This window comes from Shewanella morhuae (assembly GCF_900156405.1).
Classification (GTDB): domain Bacteria; phylum Pseudomonadota; class Gammaproteobacteria; order Enterobacterales; family Shewanellaceae; genus Shewanella; species Shewanella morhuae.
This window is the reverse complement of the sequence record NZ_FTNN01000006.1, coordinates 175,815-195,795: the sequence shown is the minus strand read 5'-3', so window position 1 is coordinate 195,795 and position 19,981 is coordinate 175,815. Positions and strand designations below refer to the sequence as shown.

Annotated in this window: 17 protein-coding genes and 1 other RNA gene; 9 read left to right on the top strand and 9 right to left on the bottom strand. The window is 43.7% G+C overall.

Features of this window, described 5'->3' with window-relative positions; translation table 11 throughout:
- Positions 1-223 precede the first annotated feature (223 nt).
- Positions 224-1,159 carry a Dyp-type peroxidase gene (locus tag BW947_RS09460; protein WP_076499057.1) on the top strand — a complete coding sequence of 312 codons (936 nt, stop codon included), beginning with the start codon at positions 224-226 and terminating at the stop codon, positions 1,157-1,159.
- 90 nt (positions 1,160-1,249) lie between these two features.
- Here the strand turns inward: BW947_RS09460 and argR are convergent, their stop codons facing one another.
- Positions 1,250-1,720 (bottom strand): transcriptional regulator ArgR, encoded by a 471-nt coding sequence (gene argR / locus BW947_RS09455; protein ID WP_076498902.1) that lies wholly within the window; start codon positions 1,718-1,720, stop codon positions 1,250-1,252.
- 294 nt (positions 1,721-2,014) lie between these two features.
- On the opposite strand from argR, the gene mdh reads away from it, so the two are divergent.
- Positions 2,015-2,950, top strand: coding sequence for a malate dehydrogenase (mdh, locus tag BW947_RS09450; protein ID WP_076498899.1), 936 nt, complete (start codon positions 2,015-2,017; stop codon positions 2,948-2,950).
- Positions 2,951-3,045: 95 nt separating this feature from the next.
- On the opposite strand, the gene BW947_RS09445 is transcribed toward mdh, so the two are convergent.
- Positions 3,046-3,444, bottom strand: a complete 399-nt coding sequence (locus BW947_RS09445; RefSeq protein ID WP_076498897.1) for a thiol-disulfide oxidoreductase DCC family protein — start codon at positions 3,442-3,444, stop codon at positions 3,046-3,048.
- Positions 3,445-3,715: 271 nt separating this feature from the next.
- Between BW947_RS09445 and folM the strand changes: the two genes are divergently transcribed.
- Entirely contained in the window at positions 3,716-4,462 is a 747-nt protein-coding gene (gene folM / locus BW947_RS09440; protein ID WP_076498894.1) for a dihydromonapterin reductase, read from the top strand.
- 25 nt (positions 4,463-4,487) lie between these two features.
- On the opposite strand, the gene BW947_RS09435 is transcribed toward folM, so the two are convergent.
- The 3 genes from BW947_RS09435 to BW947_RS09425 form a co-directional block, all read right to left on the bottom strand.
- Positions 4,488-5,150 carry a 5-formyltetrahydrofolate cyclo-ligase gene (locus tag BW947_RS09435; RefSeq protein ID WP_076498891.1) on the bottom strand — a complete coding sequence of 221 codons (663 nt, stop codon included), beginning with the start codon at positions 5,148-5,150 and terminating at the stop codon, positions 4,488-4,490.
- Positions 5,151-5,158: 8 nt separating this feature from the next.
- Positions 5,159-5,340, bottom strand: a non-coding RNA gene (ssrS, locus tag BW947_RS09430) — 6S RNA.
- Positions 5,341-5,468: 128 nt separating this feature from the next.
- The gene (locus BW947_RS09425) at positions 5,469-5,771 is read right to left on the bottom strand and encodes a cell division protein ZapA (RefSeq protein WP_076498889.1); all 303 of its coding nucleotides are present in this window, start codon (positions 5,769-5,771) and stop codon (positions 5,469-5,471) included.
- Positions 5,772-6,005: 234 nt separating this feature from the next.
- On the opposite strand from BW947_RS09425, the gene BW947_RS09420 reads away from it, so the two are divergent.
- From BW947_RS09420 to gcvP, 6 genes are all read left to right on the top strand, one after another.
- The gene (locus BW947_RS09420) at positions 6,006-6,581 is read left to right on the top strand and encodes a UPF0149 family protein (protein ID WP_076499054.1); all 576 of its coding nucleotides are present in this window, start codon (positions 6,006-6,008) and stop codon (positions 6,579-6,581) included.
- Between the two features lie 179 nt (positions 6,582-6,760).
- On the top strand, positions 6,761-8,020 hold the full coding sequence (ubiH, locus tag BW947_RS09415) for a 2-octaprenyl-6-methoxyphenyl hydroxylase (RefSeq protein ID WP_076498886.1): 1,260 nt from the start codon (positions 6,761-6,763) through the stop codon (positions 8,018-8,020).
- 99 nt (positions 8,021-8,119) lie between these two features.
- The gene (locus BW947_RS09410; RefSeq protein WP_076498883.1) at positions 8,120-9,343 is read left to right on the top strand and encodes an FAD-dependent oxidoreductase; all 1,224 of its coding nucleotides are present in this window, start codon (positions 8,120-8,122) and stop codon (positions 9,341-9,343) included.
- A 276-nt stretch (positions 9,344-9,619) separates the two neighbouring features.
- Entirely contained in the window at positions 9,620-10,714 is a 1,095-nt protein-coding gene (gcvT, locus tag BW947_RS09405) for a glycine cleavage system aminomethyltransferase GcvT (protein ID WP_076498880.1), read from the top strand.
- A gap of 32 nt (positions 10,715-10,746) precedes the next feature.
- On the top strand, positions 10,747-11,136 hold the full coding sequence (gcvH, locus tag BW947_RS09400) for a glycine cleavage system protein GcvH (protein ID WP_076498877.1): 390 nt from the start codon (positions 10,747-10,749) through the stop codon (positions 11,134-11,136).
- Positions 11,137-11,258: 122 nt separating this feature from the next.
- The gene (gcvP, locus tag BW947_RS09395) at positions 11,259-14,147 is read left to right on the top strand and encodes an aminomethyl-transferring glycine dehydrogenase (protein WP_076498874.1); all 2,889 of its coding nucleotides are present in this window, start codon (positions 11,259-11,261) and stop codon (positions 14,145-14,147) included.
- 318 nt (positions 14,148-14,465) lie between these two features.
- Here gcvP and BW947_RS09390 read toward each other — a convergent pair whose 3' ends face one another.
- From BW947_RS09390 to BW947_RS09375, 4 genes are all read right to left on the bottom strand, one after another.
- Positions 14,466-16,226 carry an ATP-binding protein gene (locus BW947_RS09390; protein WP_076498871.1) on the bottom strand — a complete coding sequence of 587 codons (1,761 nt, stop codon included), beginning with the start codon at positions 16,224-16,226 and terminating at the stop codon, positions 14,466-14,468.
- Positions 16,223-16,702: a hypothetical protein gene (locus BW947_RS09385; RefSeq protein WP_143562224.1), complete on the bottom strand. Its 480-nt coding sequence runs from the start codon at positions 16,700-16,702 to the stop codon at positions 16,223-16,225. Before BW947_RS09385 ends, BW947_RS09390 begins: the two co-directional genes overlap by 4 nt.
- Entirely contained in the window at positions 16,699-17,871 is a 1,173-nt protein-coding gene (locus BW947_RS09380) for a dsDNA nuclease domain-containing protein (RefSeq protein ID WP_076498868.1), read from the bottom strand. Before BW947_RS09380 ends, BW947_RS09385 begins: the two co-directional genes overlap by 4 nt.
- 1,115 nt (positions 17,872-18,986) lie before the next feature.
- Positions 18,987-19,877 (bottom strand): LysR family transcriptional regulator, encoded by an 891-nt coding sequence (locus BW947_RS09375; RefSeq protein WP_076498865.1) that lies wholly within the window; start codon positions 19,875-19,877, stop codon positions 18,987-18,989.
- Between the last annotated feature and the right edge of the window lie 104 nt (positions 19,878-19,981).

The window sequence follows — 19,981 nt, the reverse complement described above, 5'->3', positions numbered from 1 at the left end:
ATAAATATCATGGTGTTAGTGAGCTTTGCCTACTGTATTGGGGTAGACTCGCTAGCGAAATTTATGCGTTGCATCATTTTTCAATGAGCTTGAGCACAACAACGCTTCGTTATAGGCATTATCATTAATAAACTCGAGTAAAGTGTGCGTTAGTTAATGTCATTTTTAGGGAAAGTTGCGGATAATATTACCGAAAATGAATTTAGAACAGGGTCACAACCAAATGGATATTCAAAATATGCCGCGTGAACAGTTAGGTGTGTGTGCAGAGGGAAACTTACATAGTATCTACTTGATGTTTAATGCAAATGATAATGTGGAGTCGCAGTTACGTCCCTGCCTTGCCAACGTAGCGCAGTATATTTACGAACTGACAGATCAGTATTCTGACAGTGCATTCAATGGTTTTGTCGGTATCGGCGCTAATTACTGGGATAGCCTCTATACCGATGCCCGCCCTAAAATGTTAAGGCCTTTCCCTGCGATACAAGCTGGGAGTCTTGATGCACCTGCAATCGAATATGATTTGTATGTACATATTCGCTGTGACCGTTACGATATTCTGCATTTAGTCGCCAATGAAATTAGCCAAATGTTTGAAGATTTGGTGGAATTAGTGGACGAAGAGCGCGGCTTTAGATTTATGGATAGTCGCGATCTGACCGGTTTTGTCGATGGTACTGAAAACCCAAAGGGACGCCATCGTCAAGAAGTCACACTGGTTGGTGATGAGGATGCTGGATTTAAGGGCGGCAGTTATGTTCACGTACAAAAATATGCCCATAACTTAAGTAAGTGGAACCGCTTACCGATTAAAAAACAAGAAGATATATTCGCGCGCACTAAACAAGATAATATCGAATATGAATCCAAGGATAAGCCACTCACCAGCCATATAAAACGGGTGAATCTTAAAGATGCTGACGGAAACTCAATGGAAATCCTACGTCAGAGCATGCCCTACGGATCGCTTAAAGAGCAGGGGTTGATGTTTATTGCTTGCTGTCGTACACCCGAACATTTTGAAAAAATGCTACACAGTATGATATTTGGTGATGGCGAAGGTAATCATGATCATTTAATGTATTTCACTAAGGCATTAACGGGTTCATCTTTCTTCGTACCCGCTTTAGATTTTATGCTGCAGTTCGATGAGTAAATTGTTGTGACTGACCAAGTTGAGTTGTAGTTGAGTTGTAAGAGTTACATTTTGATAAAGCACTTAATGCCAAGGCATTAAGTGCTTTTTTTATTCGGCATAATTGAATAAAGATTTGATGGTTTCTAAGGTGTCGGCGATATCTTGGATGCTTGATGGGCAAATAAAAATCGTATCATCACCTGCAATCGTTCCCAAAATCCCTTCTGGCTTACCGATAGAATCCAATAAGCGGGCAATCAGTTGTGCTGCGCCAGGGCTGGTTCGCACCACGATCATGGCTTGGTTATGGTCAACATCCAGCACTAAGTTTTTTAATGGGCTGCCTGCGGTTGGCACGCCTAATTCGGCGGGTAAGCAATACACCATCTCTTGTTTAGCGTTGCGAGTTCGAACAGCGCCGAACTTGCTGAGCATGCGTGATACTTTTGATTGGTTAATATTACCAAAGCCTTCAGCTTGCAAGGCGATGACGATTTCACTTTGAGAGCCAAAGCGCTCTTCTTTTAAAATCGACTTAAAAACTCTAACAAGGTCATCCTGATTCTTGGTCGTCTGCATAATATTATTATTCTTTATTCAAAAAAACAGGCCCATTTTGAATATTTTTAAACAAATTGTCAACATACAATCAAATTGGCTGAATAAACATTCACTAAGCAGCAGGCTTAGCGTCATTATCATCGGCTTAAAATGTGCAATCGAGTCATTGTTCTTTTGTGAGCTATCAGTTATTTCGAAATTCTTTTGTTCCACGACTAAGGGATAATTGAAATTGTTGCGACATTCCAGTAATGTGACGCACACGCAAATTAGATCCATGTCACACATATCCGAGAAATAACGGAGTTCATTATGAAAGTTGCTGTACTTGGTGCTGCTGGCGGTATCGGCCAGGCTCTTGCCTTACTGTTAAAAACTCAACTGCCTGCGGGCTCAAAGCTGTCTCTATATGATATCGCACCGGTTACTCCGGGTGTTGCGGTTGACTTGAGCCACATCCCGACTGCTGTTGAAATCAAAGGTTTTGCCGGTGAAGATCCAACGCCTGCGCTGGTAGATGCAGACGTAGTGCTGATTTCTGCTGGTGTTGCGCGTAAACCAGGCATGGATCGTTCTGATCTGTTTAACATCAACGCTGGTATCGTGCGTAACCTGATGGAAAAAGTGGCTGCGACTTGTCCTACTGCTTTAGTCGGTATTATCACCAACCCAGTTAACACCACTGTGGCTATTGCAGCCGAAGTGATGAAAAAAGCCGGTGTTTACGATAAAAACCGTCTATTCGGTATTACCACGCTGGACGTGATCCGCTCTGAAACCTTTATTGCCGAATTAAAAGGCTTAAACGTTGCTGATGTTAAAGTGAATGTGATTGGCGGCCATAGCGGCGTGACCATTTTGCCATTACTTTCTCAAGTTGAAGGCGTGACGTTCACTGATGAAGAAGTGGCAACCATGACAACTCGCATTCAAAACGCGGGTACAGAAGTGGTTGAAGCTAAAGCCGGTGGCGGCAGCGCGACATTGTCTATGGGTCAAGCGGCTTGCCGTTTCGGTCTGTCTTTGGTTCGTGGTCTGCAAGGCGAAGCTAACGTCGTTGAATGTGCTTACGTTGACGGTGGTAGTGAACATGCCCAGTTCTTCGCACAACCTGTATTGTTAGGCAAAAACGGTATTGAAAAAGTACTGCCTTACGGTGAAGTGAGTGCATTTGAAGCTAACGCCCGTGATTCTATGTTAGATACGCTAAAAGGCGATATCAAACTAGGCGTTGATTTCGTTAAATAATTATTCGAATAATCTTTTTAGATTATAACGAGTTAAAAGCGGAGCCCTTGAGCTCCGTTTTTTTATGTCTGCGTTTTACGCTTTCTAAACCTAAATCAGCGGCGCTTAGTGGGCAATTGGCAATTATCGTCGCAGCGGGCTTTACCTGTCAGTAAATAAGAAATGCGATAGCGATTTTTAGCAAAGCGTAAGTAAAGCCAATCGGCAACGGGTTTAATAATAGGTAAGCGTAATAATTGTATCCAAGAACGGGTTCCCGTAAGTGCCCACGCTTTGCAGGTGACATCTAAGCCGAGTAATATTTCGCCGGTTGCGGTTTCGCCATGCAGAATAGTATTAGCGTAGTTTTTATCGATATAACTGAAACGCTGGCTAAAGTCTGGCGCATTTAAATTTTCTAGCGCAATTAAGTTATCGGGATCGCGCGCTTTCAGTTGACGCATTTCGGCGCTACATAATGGACAGTTTCCATCATAAAAAATTCGCAGTTCCATCGGGGATACCTCAGATAATTTAATCTTAATGCGTGAGCTTAGCTTTAGCTTATCCTATACGCTGCAGCAATGATTTTAGATCGCAGTTGATGCGAGATTGGATCTAATTTTAGACGTGATCAGCATTATTAATTAGCCTTCCAGTTAGATTAAATCTAAAAAAATACGCTAGGATTTTGGATGTTGATTCGTTTTGCTTGAGTCTTAGGTGTATTTACCATTCAATGAATCATAAACGAGCCATAATCGCTTTAAAAATAACAGGATTAGTATGACATCTCCCATCATCATCACTGGCGTAGGTAAGCGTATTGGTTACGCCTTAGCCAAACATTTTCTCGCCCAAGGCCTGAGTGTGATTGGTACCTATCGTAGCCACTATGCGAGTATTGATGAGCTAAAAACTTTAGGCGCGACTTTGTATCCCTGTGATTTTTACGATGATATCCAAGTGCAATCCTTAATCGATGAGCTCGCTAAGCTGCCTCAAATTCGCGCTATTATTCACAATGCGTCCGATTGGCTGCCTGATCCTGTGCTGACAAGGAATGAGCCTGCAAAAAGCGCCACTTTTGCGCCGAGCGAAGTGTTGCAGCGGATGATGCAAGTGCATGTGAGCGTGCCCTATCAATTAAACTTGGCCTTAGAAGCGCAGCTACGCGCTGGAGCGGATGGTAATATTGGTGCGAGTGATATTATCGATATTACCGATTATGTGGCCGAAAAGGGCAGTCAGAAGCATATTGCCTACGCTGCCAGTAAAGCTGCGCTGCACAATATGACATTATCCTTTGCTGCTAAATTTGCTCCCGAGGTGAAAGTTAATTCCATCGCGCCAGCGATGATTTTATTTAATGCAGAAGATGATATTGCCTATCAACAAAAAACCTTAGCCAAAGCGTTATTACCAAAAGAGGCCGGCAATGAGGAAATTATCGATTTAGTGCAATATCTACTGAATAGTCGCTACGTTACGGGTCGTTGCCATAATGTCGATGGCGGTCGCCAGTTAAAGTAGTGCTTTGATGCGTAAATCCAATCGTTTAGAACGTCAACACGCGGCTTGGGGTGATGATCATCGGTAAAGGCACATCCCAATGCTCACAGGGTAAGCTCGGCACTTGTTGGCAGTCATGGGCGTAACCCATAGGTAAAGGTTTGCCCTGAAGCTGCCAGTTCGCCAGAGTCCTATCGTAATAGCCGCCGCCCATCCCCATGCGATTACCCACAGCATCAAAAGCGACCAAGGGAGTGATGACAATATCTAACTCAGTCACGGGGATGATGGCGCGCACAGCTAATTTAGGTTCTAAGATGCCAAATTGATTGGGCTGCATCGGCGTGTCAGCGGTGTAACGCAAAAAAAGTAGTTGTCCGGCATTGAAGGGGTGCAATCTGGGTAAGTAGGTATTAATGCCTAATTGCCACAGTGCATTGATAAGCGGCGCGGTCGCAAGTTCACCATCATGGGTTAAGTACAATGCTACATGCTGTGCTTTTTGAGCTTGTAGCTCATCAATCATTTTGTGGCAGGCATTAAGGCTTGCCAAGGTTTGCTCAGCTGGTGTTAGCGATTTACGCGCACTGCGGATGGTTTTACGTAATTGCTGGCGACTTTCTTTTGCGTTGATATCGATGCGCGCCGCAGCTTGCGGTGCTTTACTTTTAGCAGGAAGATTGTCGCTGAGTGTAGAAGATGTAGACATAAATTAAGATGCTCCCCAGAATGCCGCTACCCGGTGTAGCCCTTGAACCGTAGGTTCAAGGCGGGAAAATGATTACCTCCTAAGGCTTCTCGGTACGAGCCGAGCATGCACAATGTCAGTAAAGCATTCACCCTAAGATCAAAATTATCGGCACAGGGACATTACCAGTTGGCATGCATCCCAGGGAGCAAAACGGTACTGAATCGCTAAAAATTGTCTTAGTATTTAAGCCAGTTTAGCCATTCTCTGTGTATCAAAAGAGTTAACTTAGCGGCGTTATCGCGCTAAACCCTCGTGCTTCACAGTTAAACTTTAATGCTATTTAGTTGAACGCTCAACTAAGGCATTTTCGAGGGTCGACTGCAGCAAGCTGATTCGGTCGTCCATCTGTTGCATGTAATGCTTGTTCTTTTGCTTTTCTTGGAACAACTCGTGTCCAATATTGAGCGCTGCCATAATTGCGATTTCTTCACGACTAAGGCTATTGGTTCGGCTTTTTAACGCAATAAGTTGTTGTTCAACACCTAGTGCCACCGTACGTAGGGCATCCTCTTGGCCTTTCGGGCAAGCGATAGAGTAGGTGCGCCCAAGTAGGGTAATTTCAACTGCACTGTTACTCATATAACGGGGGATCCTTTCGTTAACCTCTGAAGCGGACTATATAGGGCTAAAATTAAAAGTGCAAGGTAAGCCGCCAATGGATTTGTCGGGATAGTTTTGTTTGCTGCTTGTGTGAGCAGTTGTTGAAATTATTAACTTAAGTCCTGTGGATTTGCGCATTATCGGGATTCAGTATTGGTTCAAGTCTTTATCTCTGCTAGCATTGCAGCTGAAAAAATCTTATTGGGATCTGATATGGCCACCCCCCCTTCGTTACGAATCGATAGCTTAAAAATTGCCTTAGATGCGGCCGAAATTGGTCAGCATCCGGTTGAAGTTCACGGCGCTTTAGTCGGTTTAATTTGCGGTGGTGTAGAGCAAACTGGCGACACTTGGATCAAGCCTTTATTTGATCTGATGAACGACGGCCAGCCATTGCCAGCGCAGTTACATCAACTGGTGTGTGATTTGTTCCAAGATTCAGTAACGCGTTTAGCCGAGTTTGAATTTGGCTTTATGCCGCTGTTGCCAGAGGAAGAAGAACCGCTTAGCCAGCGTGTTGAGGCTTTATCTTTGTGGGCGCAAAGCTTTTTGACTGGTATGGCGATTATTCAGCCCAAACTTAATCAGGCTTCGACTGAGGTGCGTGAAGTCATTAAAGACTTAGCCGAAATTGCCCAAGTTGAATTTGATGTTGCCGACGATGAAGAGTCCGAGGCGGCATACACTGAACTGCTCGAGTTTGTGCGGATAGCTGCGATTATGTGTTACGCCGAATTTGGCCCCGAACTTCCCCATGGCGAAAGCGACGACATTGCAGCGGTGCACTAATCATCGCAATTATTAAGTTAATCTAATCGCTATTGTTTAAGTTTTTATAATGGTTATTTAATTTGATATAAAAGGCTGGTTTATCTGGCCTTTTCGTCCATGACACCAGTATTGTTAATTGCATTGTCGCAACTGTTGATATAGCAGGTGCGCCATGCCATAGCTTGAATGAGATCCCCATGACGACCACGATGCACATGGATACTTCAGTTCAAAACGTCGACATCGCTATTGTTGGCGGCGCCATGGCGGGCGCGACCTTAGCGTTAGCGCTAGCGCGTTTATCATCGGCACAGTCCTTATCTGCACAGTCCTTCGCACATAAATTAGCTAGACCACTTTCCATTGCGTTAATTGAGGCGCATGTCCCTGATAAACAACATCCCGGGTTTGATGCGCGCTCTATCGCTATCGCCCACGGCTCTATTTTCGAATTATCTCGCTTAGGTTTATGGCCTAAGCTCGCCCATTTGGGCACGGCGATTGAAAATATCCATGTGTCGGATCGTGGCCATTTTGGCATGACAGAGCTCAATGCGGCGCAGTTTCATTTAGATGCGTTAGGCCAAGTGGTCGAGCTTGAACGTGTCGGCCAAGTGCTATTTAGCGAGTTAACTAAAAGCGATGTAAAACTGTTTTGCCCCGCCAAACTTGTGCAAATCGACGCCGCTATCGATAGCCACACATTGCTACTCGATACCGGTGAGCGCATTCAAGCTAAGCTGGTGGTCGCCGCCGATGGTTTGCAATCTAAAGTTCGCAGCAGTTTTAATTTGCCCATTACCCAAGTGGCTTTTGCACAAACGGCGATTATCGCCAATATTCAAACCGACAAACCCCACCAACATTGGGCCTATGAGCGCTTTACCCAAACAGGCCCTTTAGCGCTGTTACCTATGGGCGACATTCAAGGCCAGCCGCGATTATCAATGGTGTGGGCGCTCGATGCCGAAGGTGCCAAGCAAATGCAAGCCGCGCCTAAAGCTGAGTTTTTAGCGGCGCTGCAGCAAGCTTTTGGTTATCGCGCAGGCAAATTTGTTGATGTGAGTACGCGCCATGCGTATCCGCTTGATTTGTCGTATATGCCAAGGCCTATCCACCATAGATGTGTGTTTATCGGCAATGCGGCGCAGACGGTGCATCCTATTGCAGGACAAGGATTTAACTTAGGTCTTCGCGATGTGGTGAGTTTGCTTGAGGTGCTCAAAACGGCGCTAGAGCAGGGCGATGATATCGGCAGTGTTGCCGTAACCCATGCATATCTAAAAGTTCGTGAGCATGACAGAAACAGCACTATCCGTAATATTGAGTTTTTAGTCCGTGGTTTTTCAAACCAGTATTGGCCCTTGGTGCTCGGTCGTAATTTAGGCTTGCGGTCATTATCTTGGTTTGTGCCATTTAAAACGCCTGTAGCCCAAAAAGCGATGGGCTGGAAATAACACTCGAATGCGTTGATATCGCTAACGTCTATCGCCCGTAAGGCAATGACGGCAAAGCAACGCTATTCACTGGTATCGCAACGCGAAAAGGATGTACCCATGTTAAGTTCGCAAACCTATGACATTGCTATTGTGGGCGGTGGCATGGTGGGACTCGCCACCGCGATTGGATTGGCACAGGCTAATCTTAATGTTGTTGTTATTGATGCAGGGCAGACAGAAGCCGTCAGCGGCTCAGCGCGTTTACGCGTGAGTGCTATCAATAAGGCAAGCCAGCGTTTGTTAGAACATTTAGGTGCTTGGGCTTATGTAGAGACAGCCCGTGCTACGCCTTACCAAAAAATGGCCGTGTGGGATAAAGACGGCTTTGGCAAAATTGCCTTTGACGCCAACAGCATCAGCGAAGCAAGCCTTGGCACTATTATCGAAAACGATGCCATCAGCTACGCCCTCGCCAAACGTGTCAGTGAGTTTGACAACATCACCCATATCGAAAACCAACGTATTGAACGCATTGCCTTTGGTGAGCGCGAAGCTTGGCTGACCCTCGCTAATGGCGCCGAGTCTGGAATAGAAAGTGTCAGTGCTGCGTTGGTAATCGCCGCCGATGGTGCCAACTCTTGGGTGCGTGAGCAGTGTAAAATACCGCTGACCTTTTGGGATTACGGCCACCATGCGTTAGTCGCCACTATTCGTACTGAATTACCGCACCTTGCTACCGCTCGCCAAGTATTTTTACAGGACGGGCCGTTGGCATTTTTACCTCTGTATGAAGATAATCTGTGCTCTATTGTGTGGTCTGTGCCGCCAGAGCGCGCCAACGAATTATTAGCCATGGATAACGTTCAATTTGAGCGCCACTTAACCGCCGCCTTTGATGGCCGTTTAGGCTTATGTCAGCTTGAAAGCGAGCGCCAAGCTTTTCCACTGCGAATGCGTTATGCCCGCCATTTTGCCCGCCATCGCTTAGTGTTAGCCGGTGATGCGGCGCACACCATTCATCCACTGGCTGGACAAGGGGTTAACCTCGGCTTTTTAGATGCGGCCAGCATTATCGAAGTGGTCAATGAATTACAGCAAGCGGGTAAAGATATCGGCGATTATGCCAATTTGCGCGCCCTTGAGCGTTGGCGCAAAGCCGATGCCATGGAGATGATTGCCGCAATGGAAGGCTTTAAACGACTCTTTGAAGGCAGCAACCCACTTAAAAAAGCGATCCGCGATTTGGGGTTAAATCTGGTTGATAATGTCGCTGGGCTGAAAACAGTGTTCATACAACAGGCCATGGGCAATAAGTCGGCGCTGCCTAAGTTATGTCGTTAGCCGCGGTTGCGCTAATGTGATCAGAATTGCTGCTAATATCAGCGATTTGTTTGCAAGCTGCGCAAATCCGCCGTTCGCATGTAAAAAAATTACAGGTTTAAGATAAGAAAATCTAATGGCAGTGACTTCGGATTAGAAAAATATCCTGTATACAAATTTGTGACGCAAGGTATAATTTCGCCGCATTTTAGACCCTAGTGTCTGTACCCAAAGAGCTTCAAGAGATACACCCTACACTAGGCAGAGACCTGAAAAAGGCCGCAAAAAGGGATAGCAATGGCTAACAAAACTATTCTGTTTAACAAGCACATAGAATCAAACGCTAAGATGGTTGATTTCCACGGTTGGGACATGCCGCTCAACTATGGCTCACAAATCGAAGAACATCACGCCGTGCGTCAAGACGCGGGTATGTTCGACGTTTCCCACATGACAGTGGTTGATGTGATGGGCAATGATGCTGGTGCATTTTTGCGTAAGTTGCTCGCAAACGATGTGGCTAAGCTTAAAGTTCCAGGTAAAGCCTTATACGCCGGCATGTTAGATGAAAATGCGGGCATTATAGATGATCTCATCACCTATTATCTTACCGATACGCATTACCGCGTAGTCGTTAACTCAGGCACCCGTGAAAAAGATCTCGCTTGGATTGCTAAACAAGCCCAAGGTTTTGATGTCACTGTGACTGAACGTCCTGAATTATCAATGATCGCCGTACAAGGCCCTAACGCTAAAGCGAAAGCCGCTGCCGTGTTTAGCACCGAGCAAAACGCCGCTATCGAAGGTATGAAACCTTTCTTCGGTAAGCAAGCGGGTTCGCTGTTTATTGCCACTACGGGTTATACCGGCGAAGCGGGTTACGAAATTATTGTCCCAGAAGATGAAGCAGAGGCCTTGTGGCAAGCACTGTTAGAGCAAGGGGTTAAACCTTGTGGTCTGGGTGCGCGTGACACTCTGCGTCTTGAAGCCGGTATGAATCTTTACGGCTTAGATATGGACGAAACCATCAACCCATTGGCCGCCAACATGGGCTGGACCATTGCATGGGAACCTATCGAGCGTGACTTTATTGGCCGTAGCGCCTTAGAAGCACTGCGCGCGGCGGGTACCGACAAATTAGTCGGCCTAGTGATGGAAGAAAAAGGCGTGCTACGCCATGATATGCCTGTATTTTTCACTGATGCTGCCGGTATTGAGCACCAAGGCGTGATCACCAGCGGTACTTTCTCGCCAACCTTGGGCTATTCTATTGCGTTGGCGCGCGTCCCTAATGCAATTGGGGATACGGCAGAAGTTGAAATGCGTAAAAAGCGTGTGGCTGTTAAAGTAGTCGCGCCAAGCTTTGTGCGTAACGGTAAACCAGCATTTTAAAAAAACGGAACAAGGAACAAGGAACAATAACAATGAGCAATATTCCGACAGAACTGAAATACGCCTCTTCACACGAATGGATCCGTAAAGAAGCCGACGGTAGCTACACAGTAGGTATTTCTGATCATGCCCAAGAGCTGTTAGGCGACATGGTTTTCGTAGAGCTTCCAGAAGTTGGCGATACTGTTACCGCAGGTGAAGACTGCGCGGTAGCGGAATCAGTCAAAGCGGCATCTGACATTTATGCGCCTATTTCTGGCGAAGTGATTGCTGTAAACGTTGCCCTAGAGGATTCTCCTGAGCTGGTTAACAGTGATGCTTACGGCGAAGGCTGGTTTTTCCGCGTGATGCCTTCTGACGAATCAGACATCGATGCGCTGCTAGATGCCGAAGGCTACCAAGCGGTAATCGACGAAGAGTAATCGTCGGTGTTAACAAAGCCCTGAGGGGCTTTGTTTGTTTTAGCACAAGATTGACATAACAACAGTCCGTTAATCAGTACCCTACAGTTCTGAGTTTCGGCAAATCTGGAACAAGGTTTATCATGACCAAGCAAACCCTCACTCAGTTAGAACAGCACGATTTATTCCTACGTCGTCACATCGGCCCTGATAGCCACCAACAACAAGCGATGCTCAATTTTGTTGGCGCTGAGTCTCTCGAAGACCTCACCGCGCAAATCGTGCCCGAATCGATTCGCTTAAGCCAAGATTTAAGCATTGGTGATTCTTGCGGTGAAGCCGAAGGTATCGCCTATATCCGTGGTCTAGCAGATAAAAACCAAGTCTTTAAAAGCTATATCGGCATGGGTTACTACGGCACCCAAGTGCCAAACGTAATCCTGCGTAACGTATTTGAAAACCCCGGTTGGTACACGGCTTATACGCCTTACCAGCCTGAAATCGCCCAAGGTCGTTTAGAAGCCATTCTTAACTTCCAACAAGTGTCGATGGACTTAACGGGCTTAGATTTAGCCTCCGCGTCTTTGTTAGATGAAGCGACCGCCGCAGCCGAAGCCATGGCGCTGGCAAAGCGGGTGTCGAAAGCGAAAAAATCGAATACCTTCTTTGTTGCCGATGATGTGTTCCCGCAAACCTTAGACGTAGTGAAAACCCGCGCTGAGTGTTTTGGTTTTGATGTCATCGTGGGCCCAGCGCAGGATGCCGTGAACTACGAGCTGTTTGGTGCTTTGTTCCAATATACTAACCGCTTAGGCCACATCACTGACTTCACCGAATTATTCGCAACTTTGCGTACCAAGAACGTGATTGTGACTGTAGCCGCCGACATTATGTCGTTGGTATTACTGAAATCACCGGGCTCTATGGGCGCCGATGTAGTATTTGGTAGCGCGCAGCGTTTTGGCGTGCCAATGGGTTTTGGTGGTCCACACGCGGCTTTCTTTGTTGCCCGTGATGAGCACAAACGTTCAATGCCGGGTCGTATCATAGGTGTGTCAAAAGACGCCCGTGGTAACCGCGCCCTGCGTATGGCAATGCAAACTCGCGAGCAACATATTCGCCGCGAAAAAGCCAACTCAAATATTTGTACTGCACAAATTTTGTTAGCCAATATGGCGTCTTTCTACGCTGTATTCCACGGCCCAGATGGCTTAAAAACCATCGCGTCACGCATCAACCGCTTTGCCGACATTTTAGCGGCAGGTTTACAAGCTAAGGGCGTGAGTTTAGTCAACAGCACTTGGTTTGATACCATCAGCATCAAAGGCTTAGATGTTACTGCCGTGAACGCACGCGCACTGGCTGCTGAAATGAACCTACGTTTCGATGCCGATGGCATTGTAGGCGTGAGTGTTGACGAAACCACACTGCGCTCAGATATCGAAGCACTGTTTGAGGTGATTTTAGGCGCTGACCATGGCTTAGATGTAGCCGCGTTAGACGCGCAAATTGTTAGCCAAGGTAGCCAGTCGATTCCTGCTGCATTAGTGCGCCAAGATGCGATTTTAAGTCACCCAACGTTTAATCGCTATCAAAGTGAAACCGAGATGATGCGTTATATCAAACGTCTCGAAAGCAAAGACTTAGCACTTAACTACTCGATGATTTCACTGGGCTCATGCACCATGAAGTTAAACGCAGCGGTTGAAATGATACCAGTGAGCTGGCCAGAATTTGCCAACATGCACCCATTCTGCCCGCTGGATCAAGCTAAAGGTTACACTCAGCTGATTGAAGAATTGTCGACATGGTTAGTGAACATCACAGGTTACGACGCTGTGTGTATCCAACCTAACTCAGGCGCTCAAGGTGAATACGCGGGCTTGTTAGCCATCAAAAAATACCATGAGTCACGTGGTAATGCGCACCGAAACATTTGTTTGATCCCACAATCTGCCCACGGCACTAACCCTGCATCAGCGCAACTTGCGGGTATGCAAGTGATTGTGACTGCGTGTGATAAGCAAGGTAACGTCGATTTAGACGATTTGAGGACTAAAGCTGCTGAAGTGGCTGAAAATCTGTCTTGCATCATGATCACTTACCCATCGACCCACGGTGTGTATGAAGAATCTATCCGCGAAATTTGCGACATAGTGCATCAGCATGGCGGCCAAGTGTATTTAGACGGCGCCAACATGAACGCGCAGGTAGGCTTAACGACTCCAGGCTTTATCGGTGCTGACGTATCACACCTTAACCTACACAAAACCTTCGCTATTCCTCACGGCGGCGGTGGCCCAGGTATGGGCCCAATCGGTGTAAAAGCCCATTTAGCGCCATTCGTGGCGGGTCATGTGGTGGTTAAACCGGGTCAGATAAGCGATAACAACGGCGCTGTATCAGCCGCACCTTACGGTAGTGCTGGCATTCTGCCTATCAGCTGGATGTACATTAAGCTGTTAGGTACGCAGGGGCTTAAACAGTCAACGCAAACTGCACTGCTAAATGCTAACTACATGATGAAAAAGCTGTCAGAACACTACCCAGTATTGTTCCGTGGCCGTAACGATCGCGTGGCGCACGAATGTATTATCGACCTGCGTCCACTGAAAGAAGCCTCAGGCGTAACCGAAATGGATATCGCTAAGCGTTTGAACGACTACGGTTTCCATGCGCCAACCATGAGTTTCCCTGTTGCGGGAACCCTGATGATTGAGCCGACGGAATCTGAGTCTAAGGTGGAGCTTGACCGCTTTATCGACGCTATGGTGTCAATCCGCGCTGAAATCGCCAAAGTGGAATCGGGCGAATGGCCAGTGGACAACAACCCGCTGCACAACGCACCGCACACTATGGCCGATATCATGGATCCTGAGTTTGATACGCGTCCATATAGCCGCGAAGTTGCCGTGTTCCCAAGTGCAGCAGTACGCACTAACAAGTTCTGGCCAACCGTGAATCGTATTGATGATGTGTATGGCGACCGCAACTTGATGTGTTCGTGTGCTCCGTTATCAGACTACGAGTAATAATTGCTGCTTAGGCTAGCTACTGCGGCGTTGAATCTCAGCTTTCGTGCTCATTGACAGGAGTCAACTCCGCGCGAAAGCTTTCAATCCGCCTTGCATTAGCTTCGCCAGCAACGCAATTATGGTGTAGTTAGCTTCAGCGAATTTGAAGCATTAAAAAGCGACCGAAAGGTCGCTTTTTTGTTACCTGCCGTAGGCTCTACTAAAACACCCATGTTTTAGAAGGTCACTGGTGCAACAATGCCTAATCTGGTGTAACGGTTTTTGTATTTTTTTGAATACATCAAAGTTAAAAATATAAAATCTTGATTAATAATATTAACCTTGTTGATTTAAGAACATAAGCTGTTCATTTCCTGAAAATTGAGGCGTCCAATCAATATCATCACTATCACCATCATAGTGGTACTCTGTTGTAGAAAATACTACTTGAATATCATACTGAATGCATACCGATTTCAATTCCACCATATACCTATTTAAATCATCATTATGGATTTCATGTTGTTTAGGTGTATCTAAAATTAATATTTTAAAAAACAATCTAGAATTTATAGCCATCAACTCTATAAGTGCTGCGTGATATGCTAAAACGGCACGAATTCTAGTACTACCTTTTAGTTGTGAAATGTTTTCTGTACCTAACACAGGAATGAAATCATCTTTAAATGTTATATCTAAGCTTATATTACTTGTGTGAATAATATTTAGCCATTTTATTACTAGCTCTCTTAATTGAGATCTTAATTTTAAGATAGAAGATAGGCGAGTCCTGTCTGTTGAATAAGATTGATAGACTTCTAAAGCTTTATCTCTTTGATTAAGTGTTTCAATGTGATATTTCTCTGATGAGATTAGTGAGTCGAGTTCATCTCTTTGTCCCTGAAGTGAAAAGATACGATTCTTAATTTCAGAGATTGAATCAACTAAAGCTGACATCTCTGATTTACCCGTGAGCTTCTTTCTTTCATAAGTGATGCTTTCAATTGTATGGTTATACTGATTTTTTTGTAATTCCAGATCTTGAAGTCTGACGAGGTCAGTATCAGCATTTCGTTGTAAATCTTTAATTTGATCTTTTAGATAGAGTAAGTTTTTACTATAAGATTCAGAGCTAGATGAAAATAAGCGACAAGAACCAGAACCACAAATCTCATTAAATGAAAGAAATACTCTTCGAGCTTCTTCATTCATATTTAATGTTTCGATTTCGATATTGATTTCATTTACAATCTGATTAATACCTGAAGTTCTACTTTGAATGGCATATATTTCTTCAGTCACTTTACGAATATCTTTTCGATGACTATATATTATTCGATCAAGTGCAACGACTGAATCATCATGAGTCGCTCCAGAAGACTTTAGTGCTTCTAGCTCATTCTCAAGAGTAGATATTTCATGTGAGATTTCTTTATAATTTGTCAGAATATTTTTAGCGGATTGCTGAGCGATTTCTAGTCTTGATAATGAGTTTTTTACTCGTCTGTCAAGGGATTCTAAATTGTTTTTTGCATTTAACTGTTTCTTTTTGACGTTAAATGAATTTTTTACCGGAAGCTCAAAAATAATTCTCATCATTTCAGAAAATTGATCTTTGATAAAACTTGTTGGCGGGCAATAGAGCTTTGAGTAACCATCATCCTGATCGAGGTAGAATATGGGCAGCAATGAAGATATGTATGCATTTGCAGCAATATTACTATTAGAAACCAATGTGTCTGTTTTTAATCCAAGTCTATCAAATATAAATTTTGAAAAATCTTTCTCATTATAAAAGTGCTTTGTTTGACCAGACTCATCAATAACGGTTATATCTAAATCACGACTATAAACTCGCTTTATTTTTATGGCACCACGACCAAAATCAACGTTCAGTTCAACATACTTACAATGATTATAAATGTCATTTCTGAAAACACATGGGTAACCCAAACAAAATGCGATTGATTGTACAATTGGTGTTTTACCACAACCATTCGGTCCATATAGTTGTGTAACATGTTTACCGAAAGTTAACTTATCAGATTCCCAGCCATTTTGATTGTTGGGATAAATTTTTATGTCTAATAATCTCATTCCAGCTCCAAGTCTAGCTGTTTTGCAACACATATATTTCTATATGAATTAGCAATTCTTGATAAGTTAAATGATAATGTATCATCATTGTTAATAGCTTTTGATATCACTTTTTTCCCAAGTTCTGTTATCAAAACTTTATTAGTTGCTTTATCAACTGAAATTAAGTTTGTTAACTCTAAAAAGCTCAGCGCTTTCACTGTTCTAATTCTTAAGTTGGCCGACCAACCAATATGTTGTGCTGATCCTTTAAATCCAGTCATGCTTGATTCGATACTTTCACCGACTAACTGACCAATTTCAGATACTAAAGGTTTTCGCTTATCTTTTGCTAGAAGTAATATAATTACACTGATTAAAGGGAGTTGAAATAAGGCTTCATTACTTAATAGTTGAGTATGATAAATATCAGATAGATTTCTATTAAGATTTATAGATTCAGTGGGAAAACTATTAAAGAAGTCATCAAAGTTCATGATTTAATCCTTACAATTTCAGCCCAAAATGCACCAAAAATCAGATCTCTATCTAGATCAAAAAGTAGGTCTTCTGCTTCAAGATTTTTTTTGGCACTAGCAACCAATGTCCTTAATTGATTTATATTAATATTGTTATCATGATTAATAATAGATGATAGAGTTGATTGAATAATATTCAATACTGATTGAAGATCAAACTCTGGAATGGGATGTCTATTATTTCTTACCCATAGATCCCAATTTGTCTTACAGCGACTACAATACTCAATTTGAAAACTACTAGCTCCAGCTGATGTAAGTAATCGCTGAATAATAGAAGCATTCTTTATCGCTTTATTATCACCACCTGCTGCTAACGTATCATATGCATCTTTAGAAATACTCATAACAGATAGTAGATCATCTATCGAAATAGCTGCTTTTTCTTCAATCGAGTCAATGGTCAGTTCATGAATAATGCCTGAAGACTTTTTCTCAATCAAATCTAGTAATTTAAGTAAAATCTCTTTTGATTCATTGTAATGAAGATCAATTTCACTAAATTTGTAAATTTTATCTCTAGCTAAAGATTCGAAAGTTTCATCAGTAAGCTTTAAATATTGAACATCTGTTTCAAAGTTGATTTTAGATAATTTCTCTCTAATATTTTCCTCTGTTAAATCTCCTCCAACCTCTTTGCTGTATATCTGATTAAATTTACCAACAAGAATGTTCGAAAACGTATTTTCAAACTTCCCATTTAAAATATCATGATGTAAGCTATTAACATCATCGTGATTGTTTATATTTGTTTGAAAAACAATGGCGTTACAGTATTTATCAAACATAATTGTATGTAATAGCATCTTACCAAGAAAACTATTCTTTATACTCGATTCATTCTGTGAGTTTATTTTTGACTTTTGAGTTAAAAGACCAAAAAGCTCATTTAGTGTCCAATTATGATTCTGTTTACTATTAGTTTTTACTTGATAAAAAATATAACCAAATCCATGTTCATTAACTTCTCTTACTACAAAGTCATCATGAAGATCGCAGTAAACACGGTCAATCCCGTTTCTTTCTAGTATTGAAAGAGAAGCTATTGCAGCGGATCTAGCTTGAGCCCTAAATCGTCCAAAAGCATCTCTACCATTTTGCTCTCTTGGTTTGTGTTGATGAAGCATCGAATCTCCCTATCCTACAACTTTGAAATATTTTTCTAACTCATCATTAGATGTAAAAAGTCTATCCATAATACTGATTTTTTTTTAATCTAAGCATTAAATTTCTGAAGTTATAATGACTTAAGTTAATCTAATAACCAAATTTGGCTGGTATTGTAGGATGAGCCATATCTTTATCATATACCCACTAGTAAAGTTTGTTACAGGAAGACCATACATGACACCCACAGTGGCAAACATGCTGGAGAGTATTATCGCTACGGATAACATGCTGTTGTTGAAATCAGTCATTTACGTCCCTGAAGTAATGCGAGTCAATAGTTAACTCTATGACATAACTTATTAATTAAATTAACTTATTATTTTGGAAAGTTGCGGCAGAGTAGACTGCTAAGAGTTTGGGCGCATATAGCTGATTGGCTTCTTCTTCCTTAAATGGCGTGCTCGATGATGGAGTTCGAGTTTGCCCTGCATTTTCCTTGAGCGGTCACACTTTAACCTGCTCTATGCGGTTTAATCAATGATGTTTATCACAATACGTATTTTAAATAATGACTTGTAGCAAGATTATTCACGGGAGGAACGATCTGACAGGCATTATTTGTAGCGTCGTGTTTTAAGTTCTTTCTTTGTTCTTGCGAGCTCGCAGATATACACAGAAGTTAAACAAGATTAAGCACTGTCATGTAAGTGACCGTCCGTGGCAGGGATGCCACGTTCGAGCATACAAGGACGTACTTGCTGCGAGTCACTGGAGTGACAGTGCTTAATGATAGCTAGGAAAGCAGTAATTCAGGCTTTATCTTTGATCTTGCGAGCTCGCAGATATACACAGAAGTTAAACAAGATTAAGTGCTGTCATGTAAGTGACCGTCCGTGGCAGGGATGCCACGTTCGAGCATACAGGGACGTACTTGCTGCGAGTCACTGGAGTGACAGTGCTTAATTCAGAACTCAGATAAAAATGGTGCAGTAATATTTTGCTTAATTGTCGTTTAAGCTTTATCTCTTCTCTTTACTCTTATTAGTCCTTAGTCGAGATACACAAAAGCTAAGCGGTCATGTTAGTGACCGTTCTTGCTGTTGTGATTTACCACTTGTAGAAGGGGGAAATCTCAGCGTAAACGCAGCGCGTCGGCGACTAAGGTAAAAGCGGGGGAGGGTTGGCGGCGACTGGGGTAATACAGGTAATATCCGGCAAAAGATAGGCTCCAGTCTTCAAGCACTTTGACTAAACGCCCTGCTTTGATATGGGGTTCAAACTCTGCTTCTGGTAGGTATGCGATACCGTTGCCTTGCAATGCTGCATCGACGATATGGTGCGATGCATTAAAGATAAGTTGGCCGTCCACATGCACATTCAATTGCTTGCCGTCTTTTTCAAACTCCCATACATACAAACCTCCGTGGGTCGGGAAACGAATGTTAATGCAGTTATGCTCGATAAGATCCTGCGGGTGTTGGGGGATGGGATGCTGTGCAAAATAAGCGGGGGTCGCCACGGCTGCCATTGTTTGATGCGGGCCGATAGGGATCGCGATCATGTCCTTATCTATGGTATCGCCTAGACGGATGCCAGCATCGAAGCGATCCGCCACTATGTCCCTAAAGCCATAATTTACATCGAATTCTACTTTGATATCGGGATAATTGTGCAGTAACGGCGACAGTTTTGGCAGTAGTAAGGTTCGCAGCACGAAATCACCGCAGGTGATCCTGACTGTTCCGGCGGGTTTGTCACGCATGGCTGTTAATGCATCCAGCTCGGATTCAATTTCATCAAATCGATTACCTATCGCATTTAACAGGCGTTCGCCTGCTTCTGTCGCCGATACGCTGCGAGTGGTGCGCGTTAACAGCCTGATTTCAAGTCGGGTTTCTAAACCACTTATTGCTTGGCTCAGCGCCGATTGAGTGACACCGAGCAAGGCGGCGGCTCGGGTAAAACTGCCTTCACGAGCGACGGTGACGAAGCATAAAAGATCGTTCAGATTCCGTTTCATCATACTGTTTTTTACACCAGTTTAATTAGCTGAGCTAATAAGCTCTATAAGCATTCATTAGCTAGTAAGGTTCCAGTGCATTTGAAACAATAGCGACTACAAAGTCA

Coding starts and splice junctions, on each gene's coding strand:
- mdh (WP_076498899.1), top strand. CDS start 2,015: ATGAAAGTTGCTGTACTTGGTGCTGCTGGCGGTATCGGCCAGGCTCTT.
- gcvH (WP_076498877.1), top strand. CDS start 10,747: ATGAGCAATATTCCGACAGAACTGAAATACGCCTCTTCACACGAATGG.
- BW947_RS09375 (WP_076498865.1), bottom strand. CDS start 19,877: ATGATGAAACGGAATCTGAACGATCTTTTATGCTTCGTCACCGTCGCT.
- argR (WP_076498902.1), bottom strand. CDS start 1,720: ATGCAGACGACCAAGAATCAGGATGACCTTGTTAGAGTTTTTAAGTCG.
- BW947_RS09420 (WP_076499054.1), top strand. CDS start 6,006: ATGGCCACCCCCCCTTCGTTACGAATCGATAGCTTAAAAATTGCCTTA.
- BW947_RS09390 (WP_076498871.1), bottom strand. CDS start 16,226: ATGAGATTATTAGACATAAAAATTTATCCCAACAATCAAAATGGCTGG.
- folM (WP_076498894.1), top strand. CDS start 3,716: ATGACATCTCCCATCATCATCACTGGCGTAGGTAAGCGTATTGGTTAC.
- BW947_RS09445 (WP_076498897.1), bottom strand. CDS start 3,444: ATGGAACTGCGAATTTTTTATGATGGAAACTGTCCATTATGTAGCGCC.
- BW947_RS09460 (WP_076499057.1), top strand. CDS start 224: ATGGATATTCAAAATATGCCGCGTGAACAGTTAGGTGTGTGTGCAGAG.
- gcvT (WP_076498880.1), top strand. CDS start 9,620: ATGGCTAACAAAACTATTCTGTTTAACAAGCACATAGAATCAAACGCT.
- BW947_RS09380 (WP_076498868.1), bottom strand. CDS start 17,871: ATGCTTCATCAACACAAACCAAGAGAGCAAAATGGTAGAGATGCTTTT.
- BW947_RS09410 (WP_076498883.1), top strand. CDS start 8,120: ATGTTAAGTTCGCAAACCTATGACATTGCTATTGTGGGCGGTGGCATG.
- BW947_RS09385 (WP_143562224.1), bottom strand. CDS start 16,702: ATGAACTTTGATGACTTCTTTAATAGTTTTCCCACTGAATCTATAAAT.
- ubiH (WP_076498886.1), top strand. CDS start 6,761: ATGACGACCACGATGCACATGGATACTTCAGTTCAAAACGTCGACATC.
- gcvP (WP_076498874.1), top strand. CDS start 11,259: ATGACCAAGCAAACCCTCACTCAGTTAGAACAGCACGATTTATTCCTA.
- BW947_RS09425 (WP_076498889.1), bottom strand. CDS start 5,771: ATGAGTAACAGTGCAGTTGAAATTACCCTACTTGGGCGCACCTACTCT.
- BW947_RS09435 (WP_076498891.1), bottom strand. CDS start 5,150: ATGTCTACATCTTCTACACTCAGCGACAATCTTCCTGCTAAAAGTAAA.